Below are 11,975 nucleotides of genomic sequence, written 5' to 3' on the forward strand. Positions count from 1 at the left end.
GGGGGAAGATCAATGAATATTTCATTGCAAGAAGACGCCCGTGATCAGATTGAATATCCCGAAGAGCTGTCGATCATTTTTATCGGCAAGGAACTGTTCTACTCGAACCAAACCCTGAGAAGTGTTCAAAGCGAATTCGGCGTTCGTGCGTCAAGATATGAAAGCCTTGACGACCTGCTGGCCGAGAGTGGGAACTCTGTTCCCTCCGAGCGCATCATTGTTGTGGATCAGATGATGCTCGAAGATCTGTTGGCGCGGCCCGCTGATTACTCCCAGCTCGCCGAGACAGGATGTCTGGCCTTCGCCTATCGCAAGAAAAGTCCGGCCCGGGTTCTGTTCGAACGCTGGGATCGTACCCGTTTCGGCAGTGTCGGGTATTTGCCAATGAACGTGGCGCCGGATGTTTGGCGCGCAATACTGCGCCTTCTGATGCACGAAGAGCTGCACCTGCCCTGCTTTCTGGCCGACAGCATGACCGCAACACAAAGTGCGCCAGGCACACCTATCGAAAAACAGCCTGCAACCAGAACCCGGTCGCCTGACAAACTGTTGCGATACTCAAAGCTGACGCGCCGCGAAAAGCAAGTCCTGAGGCTGGTATCGCAAGGCAAGAGCAACAAGACCATTGCGTCGAATCTGGGCATCACCGAACACACCGTCAAACTGCATATGCACAATGTCTCGGGCAAGATCGATGTGAGCAACCGGACTGAAGCTGCGCATTTCTACTTTGAGGTCGCGCCGAACGAAGCGCGCAACGCGCCCGTTGGATGAGGCATTCGAAACCCGGTTCGACCGGCTCATTCTGTTGGTGGGTCGGCTCAACTATATGTGGACAAACACGGAAAGCCTGCTGATCCACCTGATCGCAGGTCTGACCGGGGCCAATAAAGATGTTGCGGTCATCATATTCCTGACGCTTAACACCACACGTGCCCGTATCGATCTGGTCGAACGTCTCGCCAAGATGGAGGGTCGCCCCCCTGAAATCCGCGATCCGATTCTCGAACACACCCAGCGGTTGTCGCGCCTGTCCTCTATTCGAAACAAGTACAATCACTGCATCTATTCTTTCGATCAGGAAAGCGGAAATCCAAAGACCATCCTGATGCGCATTGCTGATCGCAAGACCGACATCAAACTTGGTCGTGAAGACACAGTTGACGACAAAGCAATGAAAGAAATCGAGGATGTTGTCACTCAGCTCTCGAATGCCAACAGGGATATCTGGAAATTGATCACCCAGCTGGGTTTCCCTGTCTGAGATGGTACTGGTGCGGGCGGTGGGAACAAAACCACCATACAGCGGCGTTGACCTGCAGCCATAGAATCACCCATCTTCCCAATAACCTATGTGCCGACTGTCTAAGCGCGTCTAAATGAGAACACGCGCAGCAAACGGCAAAGTTGGGGACCAATTGGGGGACCAGAATTAAAAATGCGCTGACGCAGGTTCAGATCAAAATGCAGGCGACGGGAAATTGCAGGACGGCGGGGGCCTGATCTTCAGGAAGAAAAACGAAACCGGTAAATGGATATACCGCTATTCTCATCTCGGTAAACGCCGCGAAATGGGACTCGGAAATTGGCCAACGGTATCGCTTTCAGAAGCGCGAAAGACCCGAGACCAATGGGCATCCATATTGGCCAGCGGACAAGATCCGATTGAGACCCGACGCCAACAGCAAGCCGAGGAAGTCGCACAGCGCGATCAGGATGACTCAACATTCTCGGAACTGGTGGATCTGGTGTTCGAAGCCCGCAAAGACAGCTTACGAGGCCAAGGCACTCGGGGACGCTGGCGAAGCCCTCTGGACCTTTACGCAATACCCGGCTTTGGGAAAAAGGCAGGCTCAAAGGTCAGTAAGTGGGATGTGGTGGAATGCCTTCGCCCGATTTGGCGAGACAAGTACCCAACAGCCAAGAAGACCATCGAGCGAATTAGGATCGTCTTGCGCTCTGCCAAGCTTATGAGGTTCCCTACGGATCCCGATCTGGTTAATGCGGCACAGGAGATGCTGGGTGTGGTCAAGCATGTCGCTCAGCCTATGCGCTCGGTTCCATGGCAAAAGATACCAGAACTATATGGCAAGCTCGGTGATACGACAGCTGGGCGCTGCAATCAGTGGATTATCTTAACCCTCATTCGAATGGATGCCGCTAAACGTGCGTCCGTTGAAGAGATAGAGGGTAATATCTGGACGATTCCGAGCGAACACATCAAAGGGCAAGAGGGAAAGGCCTCAGATTTTCGCGTCCCTCTGCCCGCCCAAGCAATCCAGTTTGTCCAGGATGCTAAGGAACTCAAGCATAGCTATCTGTTCCCCGGCCTCAACCCAAAGAAACCAATCACTGACGCGGCGGTTGAAAAGTGCCTGCGCGAGATGAAGGCTGGCGGAACGCCTCACGGATTCAGGACAAGCTTTCGAACTGGGTGCAAGAAACGCAGGCTTGCTCGTGGGAGGTCTCTGAAACCATCCTTGGGCATACTATCGGCGGCAAAACAGAGCACGCCTATGCTCGATCAGACCTATTGGACCTGCGCCTCGCCGCCATGCAGAAGTGGGCTGATTTCGTGACCGGCACCGAGAGTATTGTCGTTCCCCTGCGTGGGGCCCAATAGCCCCCTACTTCTGCTCCGGCCACTCCGGCAGTTTCTCGGACGCCGGCACATCGTGCTTCTCCAGCCATTCCCTGATCGCCGCCCAGTAATCCTGCGGCTTGGCCGCGTACCTGCGTGACCTCAGATCAGCGACGGATACCTCATGCCCACGGAACCACTGAGTCCTGAGCTTCAGGCCGTGGTTCTTCGCCCAGGCACGCAGGGTAGTCTGCCAGTCATCTACATGACGGGGTTCAAATTCTATGTGGAAGTCATGCGGGATTCGGTGAGGCCAGGTCATAGGGAACAACTAGCGAACTCGGAAAACTTGTCCAAGTCGGTTTTGCCTCGTACCGTCTCCCCATTTGCAGTCTGTACTCCAACACGCTTCCTGCTGATGCCAAGCGCTAAGCGAAGACCTTGTTCCCTACCTCCTCAGTTGTACAATCAGGTGGACTAACAAACTACGGCGAGTTAACAGTCGACGCGTTCATCTTGGTTTCGCCCACCCGGTTAGAAATGATGATTGCAAGATAGGGAATGAATTGTGAAAAAGCCAACTCTGTATGCGTTGCTGACGAACAAAGAGAGTTTACTTGTAGAGCATGGAGATAGCATTAATGAGATAAGATCGCTCAGAATACTATCTGAAAAGTTTGACGTTTATTACAACAATTTTCCTCTAGAATCTCAAACTGATGCTGGCAAGCAAGCTAGTGTTGGCCCAAATAGAGAATATGATTTTTATTACATTCGAAATAATCCATCGGTTTTTGAAAGCATAAAAGATCAAAAAGTTTTATCGTTTGCCTACCCATACTCTCAATCTGTTTTTAAGGACTCACATGCGCTGGTCGTTCTAAATGAAAACTGGAAGAGGCATTTACTGGGTATCGGCGTTGATAGCGAAAGAAAAATTCAAAATGTCTATGAGGGAGAAAGACCAAAAATTCGCGCTCCGATCATTGTTGTAGGGCAATCAAAGGACGATCATATGGCGAATGCGGTTGCATCCTCGAAAGCGTCGTTCAATCTAAAGGTCAAGACAACAAATGCACGCTTCATTTTTGGTTACTACGGGAACCTAAGTAAGAGTCTCTACCCATATAAAGCCTTTGCGGCGATTGAGAGACTTGCGTCTGAGCGTCCCAAAATTGATACAATAATTGCTCTCGCGGGTAGGTTCAGGAGAGATTCACAAATATCGTTTAATCGTGGCCTACTTATTGGACAGTTACCATATGATCTAATGCCCGCACTACATGATTTGACTTTAGCAAATCTAACAAACGAGTCTGAGTTAAATCACTGTTTAGGCAACCAAAAGGTTATTGATTCTATCTGCCGAGGTGTTCCGATCATGTGCCAGAAACTGGACACGTTCGTCGAAATGCTCGGTGAGGATTATCCGTGCCTATACGAGAGTGAAAACGATGCTTATGAAATTGCTCGCAAGCTTGTGTTGGACGAGGATTTTCGAGAACATACTCGTGAAGTTAGCATAACACGCTCTAAGTGGTTTGACAAAAAAGCAGTTATCGAGCGCTTCCTTGCACAGCCAGAACTCGGTTTGTTGTGATTGGTTTCGCGTACCAGTATTTGCTGCGCGGAATTAATTTTGTCGAAAGGATCATGGAGACAAATGGCCAAAATACTTACTGTCGTGGGTGCACGCCCACAATTTGTTAAATCCGCTGCGCTATCTCGTGCGCTTTCTAAAAGGCCCTCTTCGACAGAGATATTGGTTCACACAGGACAGCACTTCGATTTCCAAATGTCGGATGTTTTCTTCAGGGAACTAGAAATTCCCAAACCGAACCACTTTCTGGGTATTGGTGGAGGCACCCATGGCGCGATGACGGGAAGACAATTGGAGGCAATAGAAACGGTATTGCTGAAAGAGAAACCTGACGTTGTTGTGGTATTCGGCGATACAAACTCTACGTTGGCTGCTTCATTGGCGGCTGTAAAACTCCATATTCCAATTGCGCATGTGGAGGCGGGGCTTCGGAGCTTCAATAGAAAGATGCCCGAAGAAATCAACCGGATTTTGACAGATCACGCGTCCGACATTTTGTTTGCATCAACTGAAATAGGTCAGAAAAATTTGGAGTCTGAGGGAATTCAGGAGAACAAGGTGCATAACGTTGGCGACATAATGTTTGACGTTTCAAAGCATTATCGGAAGCAAGCTCGAAAACCTGACTGGTTTGACACCTTAGCTAGCACTGAGACAGGGTTCGTGTTGGCAACTCTTCATAGGGCGGAAAATGTGGACGACCCTAAAAAACTCAGCGATGCCCTCGAGGGTCTTGGGAAATCAACTTGCCCCGTTATTTTGCCACTTCATCCTAGAACCAAGTCAAGGATGTCAGAGTACGGAATCTCTACCAACGATACGATAAAGTTGGTTGATCCAGTTGGATACCTAGAGATGATTTGGTTGCAAATGAACTGCAAACTATTCGCAACGGACTCTGGAGGTATGCAAAAGGAGGCATACTTTTTCAAAAAACCGTGTTTGACGCTTCGAGAAGAGACTGAATGGGAAGAGTTAGTCGATAGCGGCTGGAACAACCTAGTGGGCACCGACCCGGAGAAAATCACGAAATATTTGGAAAGTTCAACTCCACCAAAAACAGATACAAACTTTTATGGCGACGGTACTACTGCAGAGAAGATCGCTGATATTTTGTCTGAACTCGTTAATTGAGCCCTGTAGCCTTTCGATCCCCCAGAACGCAAAAAGCCCGCCAGCGCGAAGCTGATGGGCCATTCTTTGGACAATCCCCTATTGGCAGTGGCGGGGAGAATTTAGGCTAGAGCCCTTTCCTATATGTGTGAAACGTGCCTGAGACCCCCGGCACCGGGGATCTGGTTACATGTCCTGGATGACGAAAATGGCTTTGCGGTTGAACTCGCGGCCAGCACTTGTGATCGCTAAACAATCTACTTTCACCTGTTGACCTAAGGTGCCACCGGATAGCCAAACTGTGACGCCAGTGGTTGTTCGACTTTCGCTATCCAGCGTTAGTGCGCCATCGATCTCAATTGTATGATTTGCGATCGTGTCACCATCAGCCGCCATGTCATCGGAGAAATCGAATAGGTAATCCAGCACGTCTTGCGGGTCTTTCGTGAAGGATTGGGGCATGTCGTTAACCTCTATTATTCTGCTTTCTGCAGGAATAGAATACACGCGACTTTCAGCCTGCACCGCGTAAGTGCGCTCTGCTGGTAGAGTATAGACAGGGACGCCATCCGTTGTGTTCTGGCCGGATGCACTGGAAGTGCCCGCAGACGAACCCGCACCCTCTGTCGCGCTTTCACCCTCACCGGATGCGGTTCCTGCGCCATCTGATGAGCCGTCTGCAGATGCAGTTGCTTCACCCTGACCAGCTGCAGTTGATGAGCCAGAGGATTGACCGACGTTCTCGGTTGCATCGCTGCCAACACCCGTCGCAGTGGATGACCCTGCAGAACTGCCGTCGCCCTCTGCTGTGGCTTCACCATCGCCGGAAGCGCTTGATGAGCCATTAGACGTGCCCGCGCCCTCCGCGGTTGCCTCACCCTCACCCGTGGCGGTGGATGTCCCGCTAGACTGCCCATCATTTGATCCGGCGCTCTGGCCTTGGCCTGTGGCTGTAGAAGTGCCGTCGGATGATCCTGCACCCTCGGATGTCGCCTCACCGTCGCCAGATGCACCAGCCCCCCCGCAGCGGACCCGTCAGCCTCGGCTGTCGCACCACCTTCACCGGCACCAGTCGAAGTGCCATCTGACGCACCATCTGCGCTCGAAGTTGCTTCGCCATCTCCCGAGGCCGCGGAAGCGCCATCGGACGATCCGTCAGCGCCTACAACCGCGCCACCGTCACCTGATGCAGTGCCTTGGCCGTCTGAGCTTCCATCCGCCTCGGCAGTGCTTTCCCCTGCCCCGGTTGCAGTGCTTGAGCCGTCAGATGTTCCGTCGCCTTCTTCGGTGCAGCCGCCGCCGCTTTCCTCGAAGACAACATCCGTCCAATAGCTGGCACTGAAAAAAACGTTACTTGGAAAGGTGCCGATAGCGGTCGCGTATATACCGTTTGGTGTTGGCTCGCCATTTGCAGGAGCAACCAGATTGCCATCGGAACTTGTCATTGATGTTGTGAAGTAGTTGGACGTATTCGGATAGTTGCCTTGCGCGCCATAGCTAACGACGAATACATCGCCCGCATTAGCATTGACCGGGCTTGACAGCGTTCCTTCCTGCCAGCCGTTTTCACCAACACCTGATGTAACATCGACGGTGGCTAGTTCCGTTCCGCCATCAGTCCAGAGGCGAAGCGTCCTGATATCCGTGTCATCGTCATCATTAACGTGTCGCCAATACCGAAGCGCCGTGATTTGACCAGCCACAACAGTTTCAAACCGAGTTCCCAGCTCGTACGGGTTTGGATCGATACTGTTCATAGCGGGGCATCGCCGGGTCCAAAGATACTCGAGGGCATATTACCCTCCTACAGCTTCGAACGCCTCGATCAGTGCGTTGAGTTGCGACGATGACCGCAGAGGCGCGACAACCGTTTCCGATAGCTCGGACCTCTGAACAGGGCGCGGATAGGCAAGATCACCCTCGCCAACAATTGTATAGGCATAGATGTCAGAAGCGTTGATACCGGCAAACCATGACCCAAAGAAAGCATAGAAGTCAGCGGCCCGCGATACGAAGGTTGCCGCGCCAGAACTCAGAGCTTCCGGCGTTTTAACCGGCATTGAAAACAGCAGCATGACCTGCCCAACCGTGTCGGCATCGTGGGCAATCTCCGCTTGTGCTTCAATCATCGCGCGACGAACGCTGCTGAGAGCGCCATGAATGGTGCTCAGGACCAGGTGTGTGTCCAAATCACGTGTGGAATCCCGTACTTGTTTCAGGTTGTGGGTGACCGCCTTTACAGCCTTGGTCAGGGCGGAAATCGTTTCTACCGGATTGCCCGGTTCAAATGCTTGGACAGGCGGCATGGCAACCTCACATCGTCAAAGGGAAAGAAAGGCTGCGCCAGGACAGCGCGACCGAGGGATCAGTCTTCGGGTGGTCTACCGCGTTGTGTCACCGTTAACGAATGCTTCACTCGCCACATTCAAAAGCCCGTTGGATGTGCTAGAAACTATGCTTGATGAAAGCACGGGCGAAGAGATCGACATAGACCGCTACTGGAACGTCGAACCAGTATACGTTTCTGAGGTCGTCGGTGCGCAGTGAGGCCACCCGTAAAGCATGGTTCAAGAAGGCTGAGCGAGTCCACCGTGAGGTGAAAGATCTGACAGGCCTAGAACAGGCTGAGGCATTCAAAGACAAATTTGAGGCGATAGCTGACCAGGACGCCCGAGCCGCGGTGCAGATGCAAGTGTGGTATTGGCTTGGGCGTGGGAAGGAACCTGTTGCTTCGCAAGAGTGGCTTACAACGAACCACATACTCGCGGCGACGTTTATTGCGGTCTTCCTGATAGGCTGGGTCGAGCTCGGGGTTTCCGCAATCTGGTCCGGCACTGCAGCGCTTGCGACGACCGTTGCCGTGCGGATCGTCTTCCGAATTTTCGATCGAGGGTTTATGTTCCGGAGGCTCTTTACCGCATGTGTGAGCTCAGGACTATTTCTGATTGTTCCAGCACAGTTTGCATTTGCCTTTGAAACGCCCTTTGGACCGGTCTCTTGGGGCGGGGCTCCTGGCGGCGCGCTAGTGTTGATCTGGACGATGTGCACCATCCTGACCATCTGCGGGGCAGCCTGGGAGCGCAACGCTTCCAACAGGACATAGCCCGCTACAGTTTTGACCAATTTGGTACCCGCGGCCGGACTCGAACCGGCACGGCCTTCCGGCCCAGAGATTTTAAGTCTCTTGTGTCTACCATTCCACCACGCGGGCGAGCGTGTCGGGCCTATTTCGGGCCTGGAAATCTCCATACGACCACAAGGCTATGAATACAATGCGCTTTACGGGCGGAAGCGAAGGATTTTAATTCTCTTGTGTCTACCATTCCACCACGCGGGCAAGCGTGTCGGGTCTATTTCGGGCCTGGAAATCTCCATACGGCCACAAGGCTATGAATACAATGCGCTTTGCGGGCGGAAGCGAAGGATTATAAGTCCGATATGTCTACCATTCCATCACGCCCGCACATCATCGTCGAAGTTTTGTCTCACCGCGCCGATGTCGTGTGCAGACACTTACAACCAACCAAAACGATTGAAAAGATACTCATTCATCAGATCCAGGGATGCATGCAGAACACGAACACAATCCTGCTGAATCAAGGCCGAGCTTGACAGCCTTCGGCCAATTCGTTCACGTCGGCGCAACACAAGATCAAGGAGCGAGCGATGAAACTAGTCAGTAACCCGTTTCGAGGTGGTTCTAAGCTTTCGGATCAGGCCCCTTATCCCTCCGTAGAGACAGATGGGTTGGGCCGGCATCGATCCTTCTGTCCTGACTTTGTCGAAACGCCCCTCGTGAATGCATCGGCGCTGGCACCCGTCGCGAATCTCTGGGTTAAAGATGAGCGAAGCCGTATGGGCCTGGGATCGTTCAAAGCGCTGGGTGCGGCTTATGTGATCGCCTGCGAAGCGAATGACATCTCGGTCACGCCAGATGGTAACACGCTCAAAGGGCGCACTTATGTTACGGCAAGCGCGGGCAATCACGGGATGAGCATGGCCGCGGGCGCGCGCACTTTCGGAGCTGATGCAGTTGTTTACATCGCAGAAACAGTTCCAGAAAGCTTTGCAGATCGCCTGCGCGCTCAAAACGCACAAGTGGTCCGGGCGGGTGCGGATTACGCCGCCAGCATGGAAGCAGCCAGTCAAGCGGCGCAGGTCAATGGCTGGACTTTACTCTCGGACAGTTCCTGGGAGGGGTATACTGAACTACCGTACTTGCTGATGGAAGGGTATCTGCAAATGGCGGTCGAAGCCGCCGAGCAATGTACTGAGGCACCAACGCACGTTCTTTTGCAAGCCGGTGTTGGCGGCATGGCCGGAGCCGTCGCTGCCTATGCGCGGGTCGTTTGGGGAGATGCTCCGCAGATCATTGTTGTCGAGCCAACCTCTGCCCCGGCGCTGCAGGCCAGTATCGAAGCGGGGCATTGTGTGTTTGCTGACGGGCCCGACAGCATCATGGGGCGACTGGATTGCAAAGAGCCCTCGCTGATCGCCTTGAACGGCTTGGCCCGAGATGCCGATCTGTTTGTGACAATCGAGGATGACACTGTCGAAGCACAGCTTCCGGCTATGGCGAAGGCCGGGTTGGAAACCAGCGCTTCGGGCGGTGCTGGCATTGCGGCCGTTCTGAACGACGCGATCCGTAGTGAACTGGGTATTGGACCGAATTCCAAAGTGCTCTGCATCTTGAGCGAGCAACCTGCATGAGAGGTTTCGCACCAGAGGAATTCGCGACCCGCGTTGCACGCGCCCAGCATCGGATGCAAGAAACCGGTCTATCGGCCCTGTTGCTTACGACTGAGCCCCAGCTTCGCTATTTCACCGGTTATCTCACCCGTTTCTGGGAAAGCCCAACGCGGCCTTGGTTTCTGATCGTTCCGATTTCTGGCAAGCCGGTTGCAGTAATCCCATCCATCGGTGCTGCATTGATGGCACAGACATGGATCGACGACATTCGAACCTGGAGTGCACCCGACCTTGAAGATGATGGGGTATCCCTGCTGGCCGATACACTGAGAGAGTTGACGCCTGAAAACGCCTCAATCGGCTGCCCCGACGGGCATGAGACCCATGTAAGGATGCCACTGGCCGATCTAAGGCATCTCGAATCCGCAATTGGAGCGCGCCAAATTACGGGTGACCATGGCATCCTGCGGGCGCTGCGGATGGTGAAATCTGACGCCGAGATCGCAAAGATTCGAACTGCCTGTCAGATTGGTGCCCACGCCTTTGCACGAGTGCCCGAGATTGCCTCAGCAGGGACACCGTTGGATCAGATATTTAGAAACTTTCAGAGACTCTGCCTTGAAGAGGGTGCCGACTGGGTGCCCTATCTGGCCGGAGGGGCCGAGCAAGGCGGGTACTCGGATGTAATCTCACCCGCGACACAGACCCCGCTTCGTATAGGCGATGTGCTGATGCTCGACACCGGCCTCGTCCACGATGGCTATTTTTGCGACTATGATCGCAATTGGTCCGTCGGCCCAGCGAGCAAGACGGTACGCGATGCACATGCCAGATTGGTCGAGGCTTCGGATGCAGCGTTTGATCAAGCCCGCCCAGGCGTGACGGCTTCTCAGCTTTTTCATACGATGAACACATTACTTACCGATGGCAGCGCGGGTACCGATGCCGGGAGACTGGGCCACGGGTTAGGAATGTCGTTGACCGAATGGCCTTCGCTTATTCCCGATGATCATACTGAACTGCAACCGGGAATGGTTTTGACGCTTGAACCGGGTATTGCGGTCGATGGCAAAATTCTCGTGCACGAAGAAAACATACTGATCACCGAAGGCGCGCCCGAATTCCTCAGCCCCCGGATAGGACCGGAGATTGCCGAGATATGAGCACGTTGCCGTACACACTGGATCCTGACGATCCCTCGGCTGTACCAATGGGGCTGATCGTTTTACAGACTGACGAGACAATCGAACCTGAGTTTCGCAGCCTTTTTACCGATGACAAAAGCCCGCTTTATGTCAGCCGCATTCCCAGCGGGGCTGAGGTCAACACCGACACTCTGGCGCAAATGGAAACCGACTTGCCCGCCGCGGCTGATCTGTTGCCAAAGGCGCGGCCATATCGAGTTGTTGGCTATGGATGTACGTCAGCCAGTTCGGTAATCGGATCGGATCGGGTTGAGCAGATGGTCATGCAGACCTGTAATACAGCGACCGTCACCAACCCGTTGCGGGCAGCCTCCGCCTGCGCGAGACATTTGGGCGTCTCAAAATTTGCACTGCTGTCGCCCTACATCGAAGAAGTAAACACTCCGTTGCGACGCGCGTTTGCAGAACAAGGCATCGCGATGGATGTGTTTGGCACTTTCGGCGAATCCGAAGAAGCCAAAGTTGTGCGCATCTCGACCGATTCCGTGGTCGATGCCGCCGTGCGACTGGGAAGAGATTCAACAGTCGACGCCGTATTCCTAAGTTGTACGAACCTTCGGACACTGACGGCTATCCCAAGGATCGAGGCGCAGATCGGCAAGCCTGTCCTGTCAAGCAACCAGAGTTTGGCCTGGCATATGAAACAACTGAACGTGTCGCAAAATTAGGCAAATGCGGCGTTTACGCGACTCCAATTGCTTTACGGGCTTGCGACCATTTGTTAGCCTCGTCATCAATGCACGAGAAGATCAATGAGGCCCGGACCAACCGGGTAATCATTTGACGC

14 protein-coding genes, 1 tRNA gene and 1 pseudogene are annotated in these 11,975 nt (G+C 53.4%); 11 read left to right on the top strand and 5 right to left on the bottom strand.

The window, feature by feature from the left end; translation table 11 throughout:
* Positions 1–12 precede the first annotated feature (12 nt).
* From ACR0BT_RS10145 to ACR0BT_RS10160, 4 genes and pseudogenes are all read left to right on the top strand, one after another.
* Positions 13–774 carry a response regulator transcription factor gene (locus ACR0BT_RS10145; RefSeq protein ID WP_170420864.1) on the top strand — a complete coding sequence of 254 codons (762 nt, stop codon included), beginning with the start codon at positions 13–15 and terminating at the stop codon, positions 772–774.
* Positions 767–1,264, top strand: coding sequence for a hypothetical protein (locus tag ACR0BT_RS10150; protein ID WP_170391988.1), 498 nt, complete (start codon positions 767–769; stop codon positions 1,262–1,264). The genes ACR0BT_RS10145 and ACR0BT_RS10150 overlap by 8 nt, the downstream gene beginning before the upstream one ends.
* Before the next feature lie 217 nt (positions 1,265–1,481).
* A pseudogene (locus ACR0BT_RS10155) lies at positions 1,482–1,625 on the top strand (Arm DNA-binding domain-containing protein); the annotation flags it as partial.
* An 18-nt stretch (positions 1,626–1,643) separates the two neighbouring features.
* On the top strand, positions 1,644–2,579 hold the full coding sequence (locus ACR0BT_RS10160; protein ID WP_480763240.1) for a tyrosine-type recombinase/integrase: 936 nt from the start codon (positions 1,644–1,646) through the stop codon (positions 2,577–2,579).
* A 48-nt stretch (positions 2,580–2,627) separates the two neighbouring features.
* Here ACR0BT_RS10160 and ACR0BT_RS10165 read toward each other — a convergent pair whose 3' ends face one another.
* Positions 2,628–2,903: a hypothetical protein gene (locus ACR0BT_RS10165; protein WP_480763075.1), complete on the bottom strand. Its 276-nt coding sequence runs from the start codon at positions 2,901–2,903 to the stop codon at positions 2,628–2,630.
* 246 nt (positions 2,904–3,149) lie between these two features.
* Between ACR0BT_RS10165 and ACR0BT_RS10170 the strand changes: the two genes are divergently transcribed.
* Both ACR0BT_RS10170 and wecB read left to right on the top strand, forming a co-directional pair.
* Positions 3,150–4,181, top strand: coding sequence for a glycosyltransferase family protein (locus tag ACR0BT_RS10170; RefSeq protein WP_170625304.1), 1,032 nt, complete (start codon positions 3,150–3,152; stop codon positions 4,179–4,181).
* Between the two features lie 63 nt (positions 4,182–4,244).
* Positions 4,245–5,315 (top strand): non-hydrolyzing UDP-N-acetylglucosamine 2-epimerase, encoded by a 1,071-nt coding sequence (wecB, locus tag ACR0BT_RS10175; protein ID WP_480763076.1) that lies wholly within the window; start codon positions 4,245–4,247, stop codon positions 5,313–5,315.
* A gap of 165 nt (positions 5,316–5,480) precedes the next feature.
* Here the strand turns inward: wecB and ACR0BT_RS10180 are convergent, their stop codons facing one another.
* The 3 genes from ACR0BT_RS10180 to ACR0BT_RS10190 are packed head-to-tail and all read right to left on the bottom strand — an operon-like array spanning position 5,481 to position 7,600.
* Positions 5,481–5,756: a phage fiber-tail adaptor protein gene (locus ACR0BT_RS10180; RefSeq protein ID WP_170625302.1), complete on the bottom strand. Its 276-nt coding sequence runs from the start codon at positions 5,754–5,756 to the stop codon at positions 5,481–5,483.
* A gap of 14 nt (positions 5,757–5,770) precedes the next feature.
* On the bottom strand, positions 5,771–7,051 hold the full coding sequence (locus ACR0BT_RS10185; RefSeq protein ID WP_480763077.1) for a DUF4082 domain-containing protein: 1,281 nt from the start codon (positions 7,049–7,051) through the stop codon (positions 5,771–5,773).
* A 39-nt stretch (positions 7,052–7,090) separates the two neighbouring features.
* Positions 7,091–7,600, bottom strand: a complete 510-nt coding sequence (locus tag ACR0BT_RS10190) for a hypothetical protein (protein ID WP_480763078.1) — start codon at positions 7,598–7,600, stop codon at positions 7,091–7,093.
* On the opposite strand from ACR0BT_RS10190, the gene ACR0BT_RS10195 reads away from it, so the two are divergent.
* Both ACR0BT_RS10195 and ACR0BT_RS10200 read left to right on the top strand, forming a co-directional pair.
* The gene (locus ACR0BT_RS10195; RefSeq protein ID WP_170625299.1) at positions 7,599–7,841 is read left to right on the top strand and encodes a hypothetical protein; all 243 of its coding nucleotides are present in this window, start codon (positions 7,599–7,601) and stop codon (positions 7,839–7,841) included. The two genes, ACR0BT_RS10190 and ACR0BT_RS10195, sit on opposite strands and share 2 nt — an antisense overlap.
* Positions 7,842–7,890: 49 nt before the next feature.
* Positions 7,891–8,397, top strand: a complete 507-nt coding sequence (locus ACR0BT_RS10200; protein ID WP_480763079.1) for a hypothetical protein — start codon at positions 7,891–7,893, stop codon at positions 8,395–8,397.
* A gap of 22 nt (positions 8,398–8,419) precedes the next feature.
* Here the strand turns inward: ACR0BT_RS10200 and ACR0BT_RS10205 are convergent.
* Positions 8,420–8,505 (bottom strand) — tRNA-Leu (locus ACR0BT_RS10205).
* Between the two features lie 455 nt (positions 8,506–8,960).
* On the opposite strand from ACR0BT_RS10205, the gene ACR0BT_RS10210 reads away from it, so the two are divergent.
* Genes ACR0BT_RS10210 through ACR0BT_RS10220 form a run of 3 tightly spaced genes read left to right on the top strand, consistent with a single transcriptional unit; the run spans position 8,961 to position 11,856 of the window.
* Positions 8,961–10,004 (top strand): pyridoxal-phosphate dependent enzyme, encoded by a 1,044-nt coding sequence (locus ACR0BT_RS10210; protein WP_480763080.1) that lies wholly within the window; start codon positions 8,961–8,963, stop codon positions 10,002–10,004.
* The gene (locus tag ACR0BT_RS10215) at positions 10,001–11,146 is read left to right on the top strand and encodes a M24 family metallopeptidase (RefSeq protein WP_480763081.1); all 1,146 of its coding nucleotides are present in this window, start codon (positions 10,001–10,003) and stop codon (positions 11,144–11,146) included. The genes ACR0BT_RS10210 and ACR0BT_RS10215 overlap by 4 nt, the downstream gene beginning before the upstream one ends.
* Positions 11,143–11,856 (top strand): aspartate racemase/maleate isomerase family protein, encoded by a 714-nt coding sequence (locus ACR0BT_RS10220; protein WP_170512240.1) that lies wholly within the window; start codon positions 11,143–11,145, stop codon positions 11,854–11,856. Before ACR0BT_RS10215 ends, ACR0BT_RS10220 begins: the two co-directional genes overlap by 4 nt.
* Positions 11,857–11,975 lie beyond the last annotated feature (119 nt).

The organism is Ruegeria sp. CJ6, assembly GCF_056536665.1.

Coding starts and splice junctions, on each gene's coding strand:
- ACR0BT_RS10165 (WP_480763075.1), bottom strand. CDS start 2,903: ATGACCTGGCCTCACCGAATCCCGCATGACTTCCACATAGAATTTGAA.
- ACR0BT_RS10190 (WP_480763078.1), bottom strand. CDS start 7,600: ATGCCGCCTGTCCAAGCATTTGAACCGGGCAATCCGGTAGAAACGATT.
- ACR0BT_RS10185 (WP_480763077.1), bottom strand. CDS start 7,051: ATGAACAGTATCGATCCAAACCCGTACGAGCTGGGAACTCGGTTTGAA.
- ACR0BT_RS10210 (WP_480763080.1), top strand. CDS start 8,961: ATGAAACTAGTCAGTAACCCGTTTCGAGGTGGTTCTAAGCTTTCGGAT.
- ACR0BT_RS10180 (WP_170625302.1), bottom strand. CDS start 5,756: ATGCCCCAATCCTTCACGAAAGACCCGCAAGACGTGCTGGATTACCTA.
- wecB (WP_480763076.1), top strand. CDS start 4,245: ATGGCCAAAATACTTACTGTCGTGGGTGCACGCCCACAATTTGTTAAA.
- ACR0BT_RS10220 (WP_170512240.1), top strand. CDS start 11,143: ATGAGCACGTTGCCGTACACACTGGATCCTGACGATCCCTCGGCTGTA.
- ACR0BT_RS10195 (WP_170625299.1), top strand. CDS start 7,599: ATGGCAACCTCACATCGTCAAAGGGAAAGAAAGGCTGCGCCAGGACAG.
- ACR0BT_RS10215 (WP_480763081.1), top strand. CDS start 10,001: ATGAGAGGTTTCGCACCAGAGGAATTCGCGACCCGCGTTGCACGCGCC.
- ACR0BT_RS10145 (WP_170420864.1), top strand. CDS start 13: ATGAATATTTCATTGCAAGAAGACGCCCGTGATCAGATTGAATATCCC.